The following is a 17,419-nucleotide window of genomic DNA, read 5'->3' as shown; positions in this document are numbered from 1 at the left end:
TGACAAGATTCGAGTACCACGGCTCTCATCCCGGCTTTCACGTTCATGCGCACTGTGAGCGGGGCGGGATCGAAGAAGGCACCGGAAGCATTAATGATTTGGTCCGAATTCCGAAGGCAACATCGGAAGGTGCCGTCATCACCCTCCGCCGCGACAAATTCTGGGAACAGGCGCGGGTGAAGTTTCGAATTTCATTTCCCGAGGGAAGCTTGCTTTGACAACGGCTGAAACATTGAAGGGTCTCCTCAGCCGCACATTTTGTGAGGCCATTGAAGTGCGCCCTGTTCCCATGGGGTTGGCGGTTCGGTCACCCTTCGGAGACAACTCCGGTGACAATGTCACTTTCTACGTTCGTGAGACGGGCGACGGCTACCAACTGGAAGATGATGGTTCCTACCTTCCCCATCTAGTGGCTGCGGGAATTGACATTGACCGTGGCCAACGCCGCCAACTGCTTGACAACATTCTCGCTTCGTCCGGAGCATTTTGGGATACAGAAACCCTTGAAATCAAGTCCCGGCCGCTGACCAACGTCAGTGACGGCGCAGTGAATTTTCTGTCCGCACTTATGCGCGTACGCGACCTTGAACTACTTACCAAGGAGGTAGTGCGCTCCACCTTTCGCGAAGACGCAATTGAGGCCATCTCGGAGGTTCTGTATCAAACATTCACTATCGAGACCAATGCACCGCTATCTGCAAAATTCTCCGAAAACCCAGCGGACGTTGTGCTCACGCCCAGAGGCGGCGGTCGCAAGCTTGGTGTGTTCCTGGTCAATAACCCAACACCTTTTGTCGAAGCCGAACTGCTTCATTCTGAAATTGAGAGGGAAGGCTTGAATCATCAATTTGGCGCGGCGGCACTCATCGAGGATATGCCGAAAATTCAAATGATCGGTTCCAGGCGTTTTCAACGTGCTCAGAACCGAGGGTTACCAATGCCCGTGTTTCGCGGCGACGAAAATGCGGCCATGTTCGCTCTGTCTAGAGCCTCGCTGCGACAGGCAGCGTAAGTTCTTTCCGTACTGGAATCAGGAATGACCGCTTTCTGTATATGCGACTCCAGCTGTCAATGGCAGGCTTGGGATCGCTGCGGATCGGCAGCTTTCTGCCGGCTGCTGCTCTAGACCGGAAATTCCGCTTCGACCGCAAAGCAGACCACCAAGCTTTCCGACCATTTCCCCCCCAAACCAATTGCCCCGCCTCAGCCGAAGCGTTCCAGGACAGCCGAGGCGTCCCGCTCCACCGCTTCGCCGGACAGTCCATAGGCCTCGCGGAGCGCCGCCTCCGCCTTCTTCGCAGCAATTTCGTCGCGGGCATGTACGCGGGCCAGCTTCTCGCCGCGCGCCAGCCGCCGGCCGATCGGGGCGAGATCGCTGAAGCCCACCGCATGGTCGACGGCATCCTGCGGCCGGGTCCGCCCGCCGCCGAGTTCGACCACTGCCAAGCCGAGCCGGCGCGCGTCGACCGTCGCGACGAAGCCGTCCTCTTCCGACACGATCTCCCGAATGATCGGCGCCGCCGGCAGATAATCCTCCATCCGCTCGATAAAATCGGCGGGACCGCCCAGCGCGGCGACCATTCTGGCAAAAGTCTCGGCCGCCCGCCCTTCGCTCAGCGCGGCGGCGGCCTGTTTCCGCCCTCCCGCGAGATCGGGCGCGAGGCGGGCCGAGAGCAGCATTTCGGCCGCCAGCGCCAGCGTCACCTCCTCCAGAGCCGCGTCGCGATGGTCGCCGGTCAGGAAGCGGACGGCGTTGCGGACCTCGACGGCATTGCCGGCGGCCGACGCCAGCGCTTCGTCCATGCGCGTCAGCAAGGCGGTCGTCTTGAGGCCCGCGCCATTGGCGACCGCGACGAGGCTCGCGGCCAAGGCCCGCGCCTGCTCATGCGACGTCATGAACGCGCCGGACCCCGATTTCACGTCGAGCACCAGACCGTCGAGCCCTTCGGCGAGCTTCTTCGACAGGATCGAGGCGGTGATCAGCGGGATCGATTCCACCGTCGCGGTCACGTCGCGGATCGCGTAGAAGCGTCCGTCCGCCGGCGCCAGCCGCCCGGTCTGCCCGATGATCGCGCAGCCGATGTCGGCGACGGTCCGGCGGAATGTCTCGTTGTCCGGCGTGACGCTATAGCCGGGAATCGCCTCCATCTTGTCGAGCGTGCCGCCTGTGTGGCCGAGCCCGCGCCCCGAGATCATCGGCACGGCGGCGCCGCAGGCGGCCACGATCGGCGCCAGCATCAGCGAGACATTGTCGCCGACGCCGCCGGTGGAATGCTTGTCGACCACCGGCCGGTCGAGGCCGGCCCAATCGAGGACATCGCCGGAATCACGCATCGCCTCGGTCAGCGCCACGGTCTCCGGCCCGGCCATGCCGCGAAAGAACACCGCCATGGCGAAGGCCGCGACCTGGCTGTCGGTGACCCTTTCGTTCGCAAAGCCGTCGATGAACGCCTTGATGTCGGCCGCGTCGAGCGTTTCGCCGTCGCGCTTGGCGCGGATGATCTCCTGCGGCAGCCGCATCAATAGCCGGCCTTGCCGCCCGCCCGCGCCGCGCCGGCCGCGACCGCCAGAAGGTCGCCGAGAACGCTGGAGGCGCCGATCCGGAAGCGCGCGGGCGTCGCGTAGCCGGTCCCGCAGATCGCCTCGGCGAGCTGGTAGTAACCGTCGGCGTCCTCGAAACGCTTGATCCCGCCCGCCGGCTTGAAGCCGACATGGCCGCCGGCCTCGGCGATGGCTTCCAGCAACAGCCGCGCCGAGGCCGGCGTGGCGTTCTCGGCGACCTTGCCGGTCGAGGTCTTCAGGAAATCCGCGCCACCCTTCAGCGCCGCATGGGCGGCCTGCCAGATCGTCTCGGCCGCCTTGAGTTCGCCGGTCTCCAGGATCGTCTTGAGCCGCGCTGTGCCGCAGGCGGTTTTCACGGCTCGAATTTGTTCCTCGACGAAGGCGGGATCGGCCGGCAGCCGGCGGTAGGCGATCACCATGTCGATCTCGTCGGCGCCGTCCGCGACGGCCTGTTCGGTCTCCCTCACCGTCGCCGCGATGTCGTCGCCGCCAGCAGGGAAATTCACCACCGTCGCGATCTTGATGCGGGGGTCGAGGCGAGCCTTGGCGAAGGCGACGAAGCGCGGCCAGATGCAGATCGCCGCCGTCGGTCCGGCGGGCGTCGCCGCCCGCTCGCAAAGCGCCGCCACATCGGCTTCCGTGCAGCCCTCGTCGAGATTGGTGAGATCGAGACAGGCGATCAGATCCGACGCCCGCTGGCGCCGCGCGGTCTCATCCATCGAAGCCTCCGTTCTCGAGCATTTCGCGGACGATGCGGGCCAGCCGCGCGCCGCCCTTCGGCGCCATCTCCTTGGTCTCCGCGTGGGAGAGTTCGGCGCCGGTCATGCCCGCACCGTAATTGGTGATCACCGAGGCGGCCAGCACCCTGAGGCCGAAAAACCGGGCGAGGATCGTCTCGGGCACGGTCGACATGCCGACGGCATCGGCGCCGAGAATGCGGGCCATGCGGATTTCCGCCGGCGTCTCGAAGGACGGACCGGAGAACCACAGATAGACGCCGCCGAACAGCGTCTCGCCGCTGGCCTTCGCCGCCTCCGCGAGACGGCGCCGCAGCTCGGCATCGTAGGCGCTGGTCATGCCGACGAAACGGGCATCGGACGCTTCGCCGATCAGCGGATTGCGGCCGGAAAAGCCGATGTGGTCCTCGATGATCATCACCGACCCCGGCGGGATATCCTCGCGAACGGACCCGGCGGAATTGGTGAGGAAAATCGTCTTGACCCCGAGATCGCGCACCGCCGCGATCACCGGCCGCATCACCGCCGCGTCGCCCGTCTCGTAGTAATGGACGCGGCCCGACAGGATCAGGACGTCGCGGCCGCCGAGCCGTCCGGCAACCACCTCCCCGGCATGACCGGTGACGCCGCTGACCGGAAATCCGGGAATGTCGGCGAAGGAAACGCGCACGGCGTCCTCGACCGCGTCGACCAGCGCGCCGAGGCCGGAGCCGAGCACCATCGCCGCGACCGAGCGCCGCGCGCCGAGCCGCGCGCGCAGGAATGCGGCGGCCGGCGTCACGACAGGTTGTCCGTCGCGAAGGCACGCGGCAGGAGTTCGCCCATGGTCACCGTCTCCCGGACGCCGCCGTCGATGTCGCAGAGATGCACCTTGGTCTCGGGCGAGGCGAATTCGGCGATCCGCTGCCGGCAGCCGCCGCAGGGGCTGCACAGCGGCAGCTTTTCGGCGACGACGGCGATCTCGGCAATGCGCCCGCCGCCATCCATCACCAGATGGCCGATGGCGGTGGTCTCGGCGCACCAGCCTTCGGGAAAGCTGACGATTTCCACATTGCAGCCGGAAAAGATGCGCCCGTCGGTCGTCCTGAGCGCCGCTCCGACCGGAAACCGGGAATAGGGAGCGTGGGCCCGCCGCATGGCGGACTTCGCCAGGGCGAAGAGGTCGTCCGCCATCGTCTATCGTTCCTTCACATAAGGCACGCCGCCCGCCTTGGGCGGGGTCGCCTTGCCGACGAAGCCGGCGAGCAGCACCACGGTGAGAATATAGGGCAGCGCCGAGACGAACTGCGCCGAGATCTCGCCGATGACCGGCAGCTGCACGCCCTGGATGCGGATCGAGATCGCGTCGAGAAAGCCGAACAGCAGGCAGGCGAACATCACCGGCACCGGCTTCCAGTTGGCGAAGATCAGCGCGGCCAGCGCGATGTAACCCTTGCCGGCGGTCATGTCGCGGGTAAAGCCCGCCGCCTGCGCCACCGCCAGATAGCTGCCGGCGAGACCCGTCAGGATGCCGCAGATGATCACCGCCCGGTAGCGCAGCCAGGCGACCGAGATGCCGGCGGTGTCGACCGCCGCCGGGTTTTCGCCGACGGCCCGAAGCCGCAGGCCAAAGCGCGTGCGGAACATCACCCACCAGGTGATCGGCACCATCGCGAAGGCGACATAGACGAGCAGCGTGTGGCCGGAGAGAATGTCGGCGTAGATCCGCCCGACGACCGGCACGTCCCGCATCGCCGCCGCGCCCGGCAGGTCGATCGCCTCGAACCGCCCGCCGCCGAACAGGCTCGGCGTGCGCCCGCCCTGGCCGAACCAGCTCTGGCCGAGAATGATCGTCAGCCCGGCGGCGATGAAGTTGATGGCGACGCCCGACACGATCTGGTTGCCGCGATAGGTGATCGAGGCAAGCCCGTGGACGAGCGAGAAGCCGACCGCCGCGAGGATGCCGACGAAGAGCCCGAGAAACGCCGAACCCCACACGGCGGCGGCCGAGGCGGAGGCGAAGGCGGCGATCAGCATCTTGCCTTCCAGGCTGATGTCGAAAATGCCGGAGCGCTCCGAATAAAGCCCGGCGAGCGCGGCGAAGAGCAGCGGCGTCGACAGGCGGATGGTGGAATCGATGACGTTGATCCAGGCGCCGAAATCCATCACCGCGCCTCCTCCACGTCGACCCCGGCCGGCTCGCCGGTACGCATGCGCACCCATTGATAGGCGGCGCCGACCCCCGGCCGGAACATGTTCTCCAGCGCCCCGGCGAACAGGATGACCAGCCCTTGGATGATGACGATCATGTCGCGTGAGATGGTGGGCATGTCGAAGGACAGCTCCGCCCCGCCCTGATAGAGCACGCCGAACAAGAGCGCCGCGACGACGATGCCGACCGGGTGGCCCCGGCCCATCAGCGCGACGGCGATGCCGACGAAGCCGGCGCCGCCCGGAAAATCGATCAAGAGCCGGTACTGGTCGCCCATCACCGGGTTGAGCGCCATCAGCCCGGCAAGACCGCCGGATATCGCCATGGCGACGACGATCAGCCGCGTCTCCGACATGCCCGCATAGCGGGCCGCGCGCGGCGAAAAGCCGAGGGTGCGGATTTCGTAGCCGAGCCGGGTGCGCCAGATCAGTATCCAGACCAGCAACGCTGCGAAAAGCGCGACGAACAGCGAAACGTTCAGCGGCGCGCCGCCGAGCGAGACGCCGAACAGGTCGAACAGGCTGCGCAGCTTCGGCAGTTGCGCGCCGGCCTCGAAGGTACGGGTTTCCGGCGCCATCGTCCCGGCCGGCTTCAGCACGTTGACGAGCAAATAGACCATCAGCGCGGCGGCGATGAAGTTGAACATGATCGTCGTGATGACGATGTGGCTGCCGCGCCGCGCCTGCAGCCAGGCGGGAATGAAGGCCCAGGCGGCGCCGAAGGCGAAGGAAAGACAGACGGCCAGCGGCAAATTCAGCCACCAGGGCAACGTGCCGCCGAGGGCGAGCGCCACCGTGGCGACGCCGAGCCCGCCGACATAGGCCTGGCCCTCGCCGCCGATATTGAACAGCCCGGCATGGAAGGCGACCGCGACGGCAAGGCCGGTGAAGATGAAATTGGTGGCGTAATAGAGGGTGAAGCCGATCCCCTCGCCATAGCCGAAGGCGCCGCGGATCATCAGCGCCGCCGCCTCGACCGGGCTTTCGCCGACGATCAGCACGACGAGGCCCGCGACGGCGAAGGCGACGACCAGATTGACCAGCGGAATCAGCCCATAGTCGATCCAGCCGGGCAGCTTGGCGTAGGGGCGGCTCATCGGGGCATCAGTCTCCGCTCGCCAGAAGGTCGAGATGGCCGTGCGCGTCCAGCTTGAAGAACGGGTTGTAGGCGAGTTCCCACAGATGGCCGTCAGGGTCGCGGAAATTGCCGGAAAACCCGCCCCAGAAGACCTTTGCCGGCGGCTTGACCGGCCGCGCGCCGGCGGCAACCGCCTTCTCATAGGCCTCCAAGACCGCTTCCTCGGAGGTAAAGTTCACCGCCAGCCCGGCGGAACCGGACCCCGCCGGCAGCTCGCCCTCGCCGCCATCGGCGATCATTTCGCCGCGCTGCCAGAGGGCGAGCACGATCGCCTCGCCGACCATGAAGGCGGTCGATTCGACACTCTGCGGCGCCTTTACCCAGCCGAGCGCCTCATAGAAGGCGACCGAACGCGCGACGTCCTCGACGCCGAGCGTGACCAGACAAATGCGCGCGTCGTTCACTCCGCGGCCTCTGTATCCAACAAGGCTCCGGGCTTCGTGGTCGTCGAATTATAGGAATAGGTATCCCAAGTCGGTTCGTAGGCGTCTGTCGCTTGATTGCCCCAATAATGCCAGCCGGGCCGGGTGCCACGAGCGAACATCTCCATAAACGGGCCGTGCGAGCACTGTTCGATCAGATCATATTGCTCATCGGGTTTGCGGGAGTGTTCGCGTTTTCGCGATGAGAGATAGTTGACCTGCCGCCGTCCCGCTTCTCTGGTTCGCGCATTCTTCCCGCGCACTCCGAAAAGAAGAATCTCCGTGACGTTCCGGAAATAGAAGCCGACGCCGCGCCCATCGGAACCGCCGTCCTTCCGAACCTTGTGCCATATGATATTGGATTTGTAGTCAAACCCCCACGCTGCCATCACCTTCAAGGCGTCCGGTAGCAGAGCGTTCGGCGTCCAGAGATAAAGATGCGCGGTCGGCTTCAAAACTTCGGCCACCGGCAATTCGCAAATCTCATCAACGCTCATCGTCTGATACCGGTTCAAACGGCGATGTTCAGGCGCAACCTTCCCGGTTCGGTTCGTGAATCGCCATGGTGGATCGGCAAGCACGGTTCCGAATTTCTGTCCACGCAGCGACTGCGCAAAGTCGATGATGGTGTCAAGGGTCTGTTCGGTCATCGACATAAGCCTCTGGTTTAATTCCGAAAACGAGAATTGGACAGCCTCCGGCGCCGCCACCGACGATCTTCGGATAAAGTTTCTCGGTATGGGTCGTGGCTTTGCCATACGTGGTTCCGGGCCGCCCGGCACCCACCAGGACAGGCTGCAATGCGGTCGTGCGGGTCACCACAATACCAAGATCGATAATCCGCAATTCATACAACAAACGAAAATTATTCAGATCTCGGTCGAAGAATGGGTCTTTATTGTTCCATTCAACCTCCAATGCGACCTTATTCTTGAAACAGTCGACTTTATGAGTGGGGGACGGGTATTCAATTTCGTCCACAACAATCTTGGTATCGAACGCCTTTTCCGTCCATCCCAGAGCGTACAGCGCACTGTCGATCGACTTCGCCATGAGGGACTTGTTGCCGCCTCCCACGGAGAAGGCAGAGTGGTTCAAGGAGAAGCCATCGAGAACCCCCTTGAGGTTCGCAAACTCTTCTGGATGGACCGCCGTTAAGATCGCCAGCGCGTTTCGCCAATCATAGATCTCAAATTTCTGGCAGATATTTTCACCAAGTGAGTTACTGAAACTCGTCACTCAGCCGCCTCCTGTTGTTCCACACCCGCCATCAGGCAACCGAGGTCGCCCTCGTCCGCGTCCGGGCTGCGTTCGCCGACGATGCGGCCAGCGAACATGACGAGGATGCGGTCCGACAGCGCCCGGATCTCGTCGAGTTCGACCGAAACCAGCAGGATCGCCTTGCCGGCGTCGCGCATTTCGATGATGCGCCGGTGGATGAACTCGATCGCCCCGACATCGACGCCGCGCGTCGGCTGGCCGATCAGCAGCAGGTCCGGATCGCGCTCCATCTCCCGCGCCAGCACGATCTTCTGCTGGTTGCCGCCGGAAAAGCTCGCGGTCTTCAGGCGGCAGTCCGGCGGGCGGATGTCGTAGGCGGCAATCTTCTTCGCCGCGTCCCGGCGCATGGCGTCCAGATCGAGCAGCCAGCCCTTCTGGAAGGCCGGGTCGCGCTGATAACCGAGGATGGTGTTCTCGTTCTCCTCGAAGGCCAGCACCAACCCGGTATTGTGGCGGTCCTCCGGCACATGGGCGCAGCCGATGCCCCGGATCTCGGCCGGATCGGCCTCCCTTGTCGGATCGATGGTCCGGCCGAGCATCTCGATGCGCCCGGCTTCGGCCTTGCGGATGCCGGCCAGCGCTTCCAGCAGTTCCGACTGGCCGTTGCCGGCCACCCCGGCGATGCCGACGATCTCCCCCGCCCGCACCGTGAAGGAGACATTGTCGACCATGACGACCCCGCGCCGATCGCGCACCGTCAGTCCGTCGACCCTGAGCTTCACGTCCTTCGGCGCCGCGTCGCCCTTGTCGACGGTCAGGAGCACGCGCCGACCGACCATCAGCTCGGCGAGTTCTCCCACCGAGGTCTCGGCCGTCGCCGTCGTCGCCACCATCTCGCCCTGCCGCATCACCGACACGGCGTCGGTGATCGCCATGATCTCACGCAGCTTGTGGGTGATCAGGATGATCGTCTTGCCGGCGTTGCGCAGCTGTTTGAGGACGGCGAACAGGTGGTCGGCCTCGGCCGGCGTCAACACGCCGGTCGGCTCGTCGAGGATCAGGATGTCGGCGCCGCGATAGAGCGCCTTTAGGATTTCCACCCGCTGCTGCCGGCCGACGGGCAGTTCCTCCACGATCGCGTCCGGGTCGACGTTGAGCGCGTGGTCTTCCTCGAGGCGCTTCAATTCGGCCCGCACCTTGGCGATGCCGGCGGCGAGCAGCGGCGACTGTTCTGCGCCGAGCATGACGTTTTCGACGACGGTGAAATTCTCCACCAGCATGAAATGCTGGTGGACCATGCCGATACCGGCGGCGATCGCGTCGTTCGGATCGGCGATCTCGACCGTCTTCCCGCCGACGCGGATCTCGCCGGAATCGGCCTGGTAGAAGCCGTAGAGGATCGACATCAGCGTCGACTTGCCGGCGCCGTTCTCGCCGATGATGCCGTGGATCGTGCCGCGCGCGACGGTGAGGTTGATCCGCTTGTTCGCCCGGACGATTCCGAAGCTCTTGTCGATGTCGATCAGTTCGATCGCCGGATCGGGCATGCGCTCACTCTGGACTGACCCTGGTCGCGCGAGCCTATAGCATCGCCTCGACAAGTGGGAACCGGTTTTCCGATAAAACAATGCCGGGTATGGAAGGGCGGCAGCGTCGCCTATCGAATGCGCAAGGAGCAGACATGACCGCTTCGACCGAAAGCCAGGCGGCAGGGCGCCCCGAGCCCGGCCGCCGCGGCGCCTACCGCGCCTTCCTCCCGCTCACCACGCGCTGGGCCGACAACGACGTCTATGGCCATATGAACAATGTCGTTCATTATGCGCTGTTCGATACGGCGGTTAACGGCTGGCTGATCGAGAACGGCCTGCTCGACATCCATGCCGGCGCGCAGATCGGCCTCGTCGTCGAGACCGGCTGCCGCTATCATGGCGAACTCGCCTTTCCGGACCCGGTAATGGCGGGCATCCGGGTCGCGCGACTGGGACGATCCTCGGTGCGGTACGAGGTCGGCCTGTTTCGCGGCACGTCGGAGATAGCGGCGGCCGAAGGGTTCTTCGTCCATGTCTATGTCGACCGGGCAACGCGGCGGCCCGCCTCCATCGACGGCCGGTTGCGGGCCAAACTTGCGGAGATCGTTGCATGAGCGACAAATCGACTGAGATCGGCGAGCGCGTCCAGGATCTGGAGATCATGGTAGCGCATCAGGCGCAGACGATCGAGGAATTATCGGAGGAGCTGCGCCGCGCCTTCGAGACGCTCGAGCGGATGCAGCGCACACTCAAATCCCTCGGCCATCGCTTCGATGCCCTCGAAGAGGTCGCAACGCCCGGCCCCGAAAGCACCAAACCGCCGCACTACTGAGGGGGCGGCTCTCGCCGCAACCGCCGATCCGTCCCCGGAACGGGCGCCCCTCTCCTCATCATCCTCGGCCGCGACGATTCCCAAGTGCGCGTCCTCCGCAGGTGTCGCCACCCCAAAACGCCCGTCATCCCCGGCAACGGCTGAGCTTCAACGTGGTCTCCAACTGGCGGCACCACCCCAAACGCGCGTCATCCTCGGGCTTGACCCGAGGACCCATTCCAAGCCGTCGCCACCGCCAAACCGTTGCAATCCAACGCCTCTGGTGCTTCCGCACGAAAAAATCTCTCCCCGTCTCCCGCGTCCCCCGTATCCTTCTCCCATCGCCCTCGCGGGAACACGGGTCATGAACCGGATGCGCGTGGAGGGAGGACGGTGCCGGATGGGTCGCGCTGCGGTGGCGCGGCTGGGTGATGAACCCCCACATCCGGGCCCTTTGCAGACCGGCTTCGCACACGGCGGGGCGTCGGGTCCGGGGCAAGCAGCCGGCGGGCGCATGGCAAGCGTCAGATAATCAAAAGCATAGCGACGTTCGCCATGCGTCCGCTTCCCGATCCTTCGCCCCGACAACCGGCGCGAAGACGCCGCCGCGTGCGGATTTTCGAGGGAAAGAGAGGAGGAGACGTCAGCGTTGGGAAGGAAAGGGCCGCCCTCGAAAACGCGCCGGCGATGGCGGGCGCCACGCCCCCTACGGCAACCGCCCGATCCGCTCGGTCAGCAGCGCAAAATAGGCATCGGCATCGCCGGAACGCACCCAGACGGCGTTTTTCGCCCGGTCGGTGACGCCCCAATAATCGCAGACCGTCATGCCCCGCGTCAGCGGGCTGGCGGTTTCGATCGCCACATTGACCGGCCGGCCTGCAAAAATCTCCGGCTTGAGCACGAAGGCGGTGACGCATGGGTCGTGCAACGGCGCGCCCTCCCAATTGTATTTCTCGACGTCGAACCGCTCCGAAAACCCCAGCATCGCCGCCACCGCCGCGCCCGACCGGTTGCCGAGATCGCCGAAGGCGGCAATCCGCGACCTTGTCGAGCGCATCTGGTGGGTGACGTCGAGCGGCAGGACCGTGATCGCAGCGCCGCTGGCAAAGACGATCGCCGCCGCCTCGGGATCGACGAAGATGTTGAACTCGGCCGCCGGCGTGATGTTGCCGGCCTCGAAACAGCCGCCGCCCATCAGGACGACGTCCTTCAGCCGCGCCGCGATGTCCGGCGCCTTGGTCATGGCAATGGCGACGTTGGTCAGCGGCCCGAGCGCCAGGAGCCGGATCGTGCCCGGCTGATGCGCCCGGATCGTCTCCACCAGGAAATCGACGCCATGACCATCACGGGCACCGAGCGACGGCTCCGGCAGGTCCGGACCGTCGAGCCCGGTCGGACCATGCACATGCTCGGCGGTGACCAGGTTGCGCAGCATCGGCCGCTCGCATCCGGCATGCACCGGCACCTCGGTGCGACCGGCGAGTTCCAGCAGCCGCAGCGCGTTGCGGGTGGTGTGGTGCAGCGGGATATTGCCGGCGACGGTGACGATGCCGAGGATGTCGATCTCGTCGGGAGAGGCCAGCGCCGTCAGCAGCGCCACCGCGTCGTCCTGACCCGGATCGGTATCGAAGATCACTTTTTCGGCCATGCGACGTCACTCCAACGCGTTGTTCCGCGTCCCGATATCACCGGGATCGTCGGGCAGAAAGAGCTGGGGTGGGTGCCGGGCTGCTTCGCATACAGTCGGCGCGGTGCGGCCAGGCACCGCAGAAAAAAGGCGCCCCGGATGGGACGCCTCACTACGGTGATGTTTCACAACACGTCAGTAAGGGCACGACGAATCCGTCGCATAGTCGTGGACCGCGATCTCGCCGGCGATGATCTTCGCCTTCGCCTCTTCGGCCGCGGCCTTCATCTCGTCGGTGACGAGTTCGGCGTTGTTCTCGTCCATGGCGTAACCGACGCCGTCCTGTTCCAGCCCGAGCGTGACGGTGCCCGCCGTCCAATTCCCCTTCGCCGCGTCCTCGAAGGTGGAGTAGACGGCGTTGTCGACGCGCTTGACCATCGAGGTCAGTACCTTGCCGGGAAACAGGCCGTTCTGGTTGGAGTCGACGCCGATGCCGTATTTGCCGGCATCGGCTGCTGCCTGCAAGACGCCGATGCCGGTGCCGCCGGCGGCGTGGAAGATCACGTCGGCGCCCTGGTCCATCTGCGACTTGGTCAGTTCGCCGCCGCGCACCGGATCATTCCACGCGGCGCCCGTGCTGCCGGTCATGTTCTCGATGACCTTGGCGTCGGCGGAGACCGACTTGACGCCACCCTTGTAGCCGCAGGCGAATTTGGAAATCAGCGGGATGTCCATGCCGCCGACGAAGCCGACGGTTCCGGTCTCGGACTTCATCGCCGCCAGGATGCCGACGAGATAGGAGCCCTCTTCTTCCTTGAACAGGATCGATTGCACGTTCGGCGCCTCGACGACCGCGTCGATGATGGCGAATTTCGTGTCGGGATATTCCTTCGCCACCGCCTCCAGCGCGGCGGCCTGGCTGAAGCCGACGGAGATGATCGGGCTCGCCCCGTCGCGGGCGAAGCGGCGCAAAGCCTGCTCCCGCTGGGCGTCGTTGACGATCTCGAACTCGCGATATTCGGTGCCGGTGTCGGCCTTGTATTTCTCGGCGCCGTCATAGGCGCCCTCGTTGAAGGATTTGTCGAATTTTCCGCCGAGGTCGTAGAGGATCGCCGGGGCGAATTCTTCGGCCGACGCCGCGGTGACCGACAGGATGGAAGTGGCGAGGAGTCCGGCCAGGAACTGTTTCATGAAGTGTCCGATCCCTGTTTGCAGATGATGGGTTCCAAGACCGCCGATTGCCGGCGACGGGACGCCACGGCGTCGCGAATGCGGACCGTGCCTGCCAAGAGACTGGCACGGTCCGCGTCGAGAATCACCTGGAATCGGCGACGATGGAAAACGGCCGCATCCGGCAGAACCCGTCCGGGCGGCCAAGCGCTACTCAGCCGCCTCGATCTTCAGCCCGATCGGGCAGGAGATTCCGGTGCCGCCGACACCGCAATAGCCGCTCGGGTTCTTGGCGAGATATTGCTGATGGTAACCCTCGGCGTAGTAGAAGTCGGTCGCGGGCTCGATCTCGGTGGTGATCGTGCCCTTGTGCCCGGCCTTGGCCAGCGCCTGCTGATAGGCCGCTCGCGACGCGGTCGCCGCATCGAACTGCGCCTGCGAGGATGTGTAGATGCCGGAGCGATACTGCGTGCCCATGTCGTTGCCCTGACGCATCCCTTGGGTCGGATCGTGACCTTCCCAGAATGTCGTCAGCAGGCTCTCAAAGGACACGACCGCCGGATCGAAGACGACCAGTACGACCTCGTTCTGGCCGGTCTGGCCGGTGCAGACTTCCTGATAGGTCGGGTTGGGCGTCGTCCCTGCCGAATAGCCCGCCGCAGTCACATGGACACCGGGAAGCTGCCAGAACTTGCGCTCCACGCCCCAGAAGCAACCCATGCCGAAGATCGCCGTCTCGAGCCCTTCGGGAAAGGGCGGCTTCAATGAGTGGCCATTGACGAAATGGGTCTCGGCGGTCTCGATCGGCTCGGCCCGTCCCGGCAGCGCCTCTGCGCCGACCGGCAGCTTCATCTTCTTGGAAAACATGTCGAGAATATACATGAAACACTCCTTGTTCGGCGCCCCGGGCGCCAGCGGACTGGGCGTCAGCGGACCAGGCGGCGGTGCCTCTTGCGCTCGCGTCCGACGACGAGCAGGAACAGGCCCGCGACGCCGGCGGTGATCGAGACCGACCAGCGGCCGATTTCGGCGAGCATCGCGGCCACGGTCGCGCTCTGGACACCGGACGGCTCCAGGCTCCCGCCCATCATCGCCAGCGCCTCGGTCACGCTCACCAGACGCGTCGTCTGATCGGCGAGCGAGCGGGCGATATCGCCGACGGCGAAAACCACGGCCACGGCCAGCAGGAGGCTGCCGATCAGACGCACCAGAAACCGCATGAACTGTCGCTCCCATCCTGGCGGCCCGTCGCGCCATAACGCCGCCCTGCGCCCGCGCGATGATCAAAATGACCACAGGACCGCCGTCACCTGCTTCAATACTATGTGGGGATTGCCCCCGTCGGCGGCAATGTAGCGCCCTTGCGACCATCCCGGAAGTTTGCTGAATTCGCGGGTTGAACCGCGGAGCGTTCTGGCTATAGTCCGCGGCTGTTCGAGACAGGGCATCGGCCCCGGCGTTTCGCTTCGCCGGTCTGTCCGGCGCGGATGAATTCCGGCGAGGGATGTCATTGCCGAGAGGCGACGAGAGCGGGGCGCAACCTCCCGCTTTTCGACTCGGATGCACGGAGAGGTGGCCGAGTGGTTGAAGGCGCACGCCTGGAAAGTGTGTATACGGGAGACCGTATCGAGGGTTCGAATCCCTCTCTCTCCGCCATTTCTCTTCATTTTTTCGCGCGTTTTCCGGCTCGCCGACGCGGGCCGCGATCGCCCGCGCCGGCCAGATCTGTCAGAGGTCGTATTGCGCCCGCGCGATATCGCCCAGGCCGACCTTGTCGAGCCGATCCAGCGGCGCCAGGAAGGTCACCTGGACCACCCCCGGCGCGCGGCCGATCTCGATCGCGCCATTGATCGTCGCGCGGTTGCGCACCTCCGGCACGGACATATCCAGGAGCTTGGCCGCCCGCTCCAGCCCGTTCTCGATCGCTTCATTCAGTGTCGGCGCCGTGCCGATCACCGAAATCGGCGCCGAGCTCTCGAGCTGCTCGATTTTCCAGGTCTTGGCCAGCCGCTCGACCTTGGCGCGCTCGGCTTCCGAGAAGGGCCGGGCCAGTGGCGGCAGATCCTCGAGGAGCGGAAACAGCACCGGTCCGTCGATCGGATAGTCTTTCAGCACCTCGACCTGCAGCGTGACGCTGCCCGAGACATCCATCGTGTGACCGGCGATCTCGCCGTCGCCCTGGGCGGCATGCATGTCGCCCATATAGACGCCAGCGCCCTTCACCTTGACCGGCGCGACCAGCACCGCGCCAGGGCGCACCGCGTCGATGTCCATGTGCCCGTCGGTCTTGTGTTCGGCCAATTGTTCGGCGGTGATGGCGTATTCATGCGGGGCGCCGACGAGGAAGGCGCCGAAATCGCCGGCATTGTGGGAATCGGGCAGCGGCGTCGACGGCGTCGTGCCCAATTGCCCGAGGAAGGGGCGCATGCGCACCATCACCGCCGGCATGTCCGACGGCGCATAGGTCAGGATCGGGTGCTGCACCGACTGATCCGGCAGCGCCGCATAATGATGGGCGTCGCGGGCGATAGTCTCGGCCGCCTGCTTGGGCATCGTCACCCCGACATGACGCGTTTCGTCGAACACCACAGTATAGCCATGCACGATCTCGAAGGGCTTCACCGTGTTGCCGCAGGCATCGCATTTGACCGCATCACCACCGATCCCCTCGACATGGGTCTCGGGCCAGAGCGTGTCGCAGGTCGGGCAGCGCGCGGCGACATAGGGATCGCCCAGGCAAAAGCCTTCCGGCGAACTGTCGTGGCCGGACGCGGTCGCGATCGAGGTCACGCTGATGTCACGGATGCGGATGACGACGCCGTCGCCCGGTTCCGCGCCCACGATCTCGACCGGCTGGGTCACCTCATGGCCGCCGCGCAGCCGCGGCGTGATCATCGGGCCCCAGCAGCCCGGCGCAGTGTTGGCGATGATCGTTCCGCCGTTCTCAACCGGGCCGAGCATCGGCTGGTTCGGGTCGAGCACGCTATTGGTGAAGCCTTGCACGACGACGCTGCGTTGCGCTGTCTTCGTCGGATTGGTGATGTCCAGCATCTCAAGCTCCCTTGATCGTCAAATCGCCCGGCAGGTGGCGGCCGCTCCCCGGTGAAGCTGGCATGACCGGCGCACTTCGCCACAGGGGCAGCCGGCAGGTCAACACCGTCGATGTCCGAGCCTTGCAATTGCTTCCGCTCGCCATGGGGCGGATAGTCCTGTCGATGACAGCGGCATCTGTCGTGGCATCTGGAGGAATAGCGATGGAACGCGGCAGATCGACGTCCGGCATGAAGGACGAGCCCGTCTTGCCGGCTCAAGACGGCAACCGAGCGCCCCGCAAGGTGACGACCGGTCTGCGTTCCGGCGCCACCGCCAAATCCACCGCATCGGTGCTGTTCCTGGCCGCCGCGATCAGCGCCGGCGCAACCCCGGCGGCAAAGCGGCCGAATGCACCGCCTCGCCAAAGGCGGCAATCGACTGGAGCGGCTGCGACCGCAGCAATCTCGTTCTGTCCGGAGCCAACCTCGAAGGCGCCAATCTTCAGAAAGCCGATTTCACCCAGACCGACCTGCGGAACGCCAGGCTCGCATCGGCAAACCTGGAAAAGGCGGCGCTGGTGCGTGCGTCGCTCGCGGGCGCCGTTGCCGACAAGGCCAATTTCACCAAGGTGGAGGGCTATCGGACCAACCTTTCGGGCCTGTCCGCGCGCGGCGCCTCGTTCCATAGCGCGGAACTCCAGCGGGCGGACTTCCGCAACTCCGACCTGACCGGAAGCAGTTTCGAGAAGGCCGAATTGGGTCGCGCGATCTTCGACAAGGCCGATCTGACGGGCACGGTATACCCACTGGCCAATCTGGCCCGCGCCGATTTCAGCGATGCCATCATCGCAGGCGCGATGGATTTCACCGGCGCCTACATGTTTCTGACGCGGCTGGAGGGCGTCGATTTGTCCGCCGCGATCGGTCTGGAGCAGGGTCAGATCGCCGTCGCGTGTAGCGATGCGGGGACGCGGCTTCCG

20 protein-coding genes, 1 tRNA gene and 1 pseudogene are annotated in these 17,419 nt (G+C 65.2%); 7 read left to right on the top strand and 15 right to left on the bottom strand.

Annotation, left to right across the window (positions count from 1 at the left end; all coding sequences use genetic code 11):
• The coding region (locus tag ING15_RS18825) for a hypothetical protein (RefSeq protein ID WP_206456385.1) at positions 1–218 on the top strand (218 nt) is incomplete at its 5' end.
• On the top strand, positions 215–1,012 hold the full coding sequence (locus ING15_RS18820) for a DUF1828 domain-containing protein (RefSeq protein WP_206456384.1): 798 nt from the start codon (positions 215–217) through the stop codon (positions 1,010–1,012). The genes ING15_RS18825 and ING15_RS18820, both read left to right, overlap by 4 nt.
• A 191-nt stretch (positions 1,013–1,203) precedes the next feature.
• Here ING15_RS18820 and deoA read toward each other — a convergent pair whose 3' ends face one another.
• Genes deoA through ING15_RS18770 form a run of 10 tightly spaced genes read right to left on the bottom strand, consistent with a single transcriptional unit; the run spans position 1,204 to position 9,817 of the window.
• A complete protein-coding gene (gene deoA / locus ING15_RS18815; protein WP_206456383.1) occupies positions 1,204–2,520 on the bottom strand; it encodes a thymidine phosphorylase in 1,317 nt (438 codons plus the stop codon).
• Positions 2,520–3,281 carry a deoxyribose-phosphate aldolase gene (gene deoC / locus ING15_RS18810; protein WP_206456382.1) on the bottom strand — a complete coding sequence of 254 codons (762 nt, stop codon included), beginning with the start codon at positions 3,279–3,281 and terminating at the stop codon, positions 2,520–2,522. The genes deoA and deoC overlap by 1 nt, the downstream gene beginning before the upstream one ends.
• Positions 3,274–4,080, bottom strand: coding sequence for a purine-nucleoside phosphorylase (locus ING15_RS18805; RefSeq protein WP_206456381.1), 807 nt, complete (start codon positions 4,078–4,080; stop codon positions 3,274–3,276). The genes deoC and ING15_RS18805 overlap by 8 nt, the downstream gene beginning before the upstream one ends.
• Positions 4,077–4,472 (bottom strand): cytidine deaminase, encoded by a 396-nt coding sequence (locus ING15_RS18800; protein ID WP_206456380.1) that lies wholly within the window; start codon positions 4,470–4,472, stop codon positions 4,077–4,079. Before ING15_RS18800 ends, ING15_RS18805 begins: the two co-directional genes overlap by 4 nt.
• A 3-nt stretch (positions 4,473–4,475) precedes the next feature.
• A complete protein-coding gene (locus ING15_RS18795; RefSeq protein ID WP_206456379.1) occupies positions 4,476–5,444 on the bottom strand; it encodes an ABC transporter permease in 969 nt (322 codons plus the stop codon).
• Positions 5,444–6,586 carry an ABC transporter permease gene (locus ING15_RS18790; RefSeq protein ID WP_206456378.1) on the bottom strand — a complete coding sequence of 381 codons (1,143 nt, stop codon included), beginning with the start codon at positions 6,584–6,586 and terminating at the stop codon, positions 5,444–5,446. Before ING15_RS18790 ends, ING15_RS18795 begins: the two co-directional genes overlap by 1 nt.
• A 7-nt stretch (positions 6,587–6,593) precedes the next feature.
• A complete protein-coding gene (locus ING15_RS18785; protein WP_206456377.1) occupies positions 6,594–7,031 on the bottom strand; it encodes a VOC family protein in 438 nt (145 codons plus the stop codon).
• Positions 7,028–7,699 (bottom strand): MT-A70 family methyltransferase, encoded by a 672-nt coding sequence (locus ING15_RS18780; RefSeq protein ID WP_206456376.1) that lies wholly within the window; start codon positions 7,697–7,699, stop codon positions 7,028–7,030. Before ING15_RS18780 ends, ING15_RS18785 begins: the two co-directional genes overlap by 4 nt.
• Entirely contained in the window at positions 7,680–8,288 is a 609-nt protein-coding gene (locus ING15_RS18775) for a BglII/BstYI family type II restriction endonuclease (RefSeq protein ID WP_332873864.1), read from the bottom strand. Before ING15_RS18775 ends, ING15_RS18780 begins: the two co-directional genes overlap by 20 nt.
• Complete coding sequence (locus ING15_RS18770; RefSeq protein ID WP_206456375.1) at positions 8,285–9,817, bottom strand: ABC transporter ATP-binding protein; 1,533 nt, start codon at positions 9,815–9,817, stop codon at positions 8,285–8,287. Before ING15_RS18770 ends, ING15_RS18775 begins: the two co-directional genes overlap by 4 nt.
• Before the next feature lie 134 nt (positions 9,818–9,951).
• Between ING15_RS18770 and ING15_RS18765 the strand changes: the two genes are divergently transcribed.
• A complete protein-coding gene (locus ING15_RS18765; RefSeq protein WP_206456374.1) occupies positions 9,952–10,413 on the top strand; it encodes an acyl-CoA thioesterase in 462 nt (153 codons plus the stop codon).
• Positions 10,410–10,631, top strand: a complete 222-nt coding sequence (locus ING15_RS18760; RefSeq protein ID WP_206456373.1) for a SlyX family protein — start codon at positions 10,410–10,412, stop codon at positions 10,629–10,631. Before ING15_RS18765 ends, ING15_RS18760 begins: the two co-directional genes overlap by 4 nt.
• Before the next feature lie 685 nt (positions 10,632–11,316).
• Here ING15_RS18760 and ING15_RS18755 read toward each other — a convergent pair.
• The 4 genes from ING15_RS18755 to ING15_RS18740 form a co-directional block, all read right to left on the bottom strand.
• The gene (locus ING15_RS18755) at positions 11,317–12,258 is read right to left on the bottom strand and encodes a nucleoside hydrolase (protein WP_206456372.1); all 942 of its coding nucleotides are present in this window, start codon (positions 12,256–12,258) and stop codon (positions 11,317–11,319) included.
• A 174-nt stretch (positions 12,259–12,432) separates the two neighbouring features.
• Entirely contained in the window at positions 12,433–13,428 is a 996-nt protein-coding gene (locus ING15_RS18750; RefSeq protein WP_206456371.1) for a BMP family lipoprotein, read from the bottom strand.
• A gap of 189 nt (positions 13,429–13,617) precedes the next feature.
• Positions 13,618–14,289, bottom strand: a complete 672-nt coding sequence (gene msrA, locus ING15_RS18745) for a peptide-methionine (S)-S-oxide reductase MsrA (protein WP_206456370.1) — start codon at positions 14,287–14,289, stop codon at positions 13,618–13,620.
• A 44-nt stretch (positions 14,290–14,333) separates the two neighbouring features.
• Entirely contained in the window at positions 14,334–14,627 is a 294-nt protein-coding gene (locus tag ING15_RS18740) for a hypothetical protein (protein ID WP_206456369.1), read from the bottom strand.
• A 346-nt stretch (positions 14,628–14,973) separates the two neighbouring features.
• On the opposite strand from ING15_RS18740, the gene ING15_RS18735 reads away from it, so the two are divergent.
• Positions 14,974–15,063, top strand: a tRNA-Ser gene (locus tag ING15_RS18735).
• Positions 15,064–15,135: 72 nt separating this feature from the next.
• Here the strand turns inward: ING15_RS18735 and ING15_RS18730 are convergent.
• Positions 15,136–16,458, bottom strand: a complete 1,323-nt coding sequence (locus ING15_RS18730; protein ID WP_206456368.1) for an acetamidase/formamidase family protein — start codon at positions 16,456–16,458, stop codon at positions 15,136–15,138.
• A 127-nt stretch (positions 16,459–16,585) separates the two neighbouring features.
• On the opposite strand from ING15_RS18730, the pseudogene ING15_RS19890 reads away from it, so the two are divergent.
• Together ING15_RS19890 and ING15_RS18725 are read left to right on the top strand one after the other, a co-directional pair.
• Positions 16,586–16,963: pseudogene (locus tag ING15_RS19890) on the top strand (pentapeptide repeat-containing protein); the annotation flags it as partial.
• A gap of 54 nt (positions 16,964–17,017) precedes the next feature.
• Positions 17,018–17,419: pentapeptide repeat-containing protein (locus ING15_RS18725; protein WP_332873863.1), on the top strand; the 402-nt coding region annotated here is incomplete at its 3' end.

This window comes from Aurantimonas marina (assembly GCF_017183135.1).
GTDB lineage: Bacteria > Pseudomonadota > Alphaproteobacteria > Rhizobiales > Rhizobiaceae > Aurantimonas > Aurantimonas marina.
Note: the sequence above shows the minus strand (reverse complement) of the source record. Positions and strands in the feature narration are given on the sequence as shown.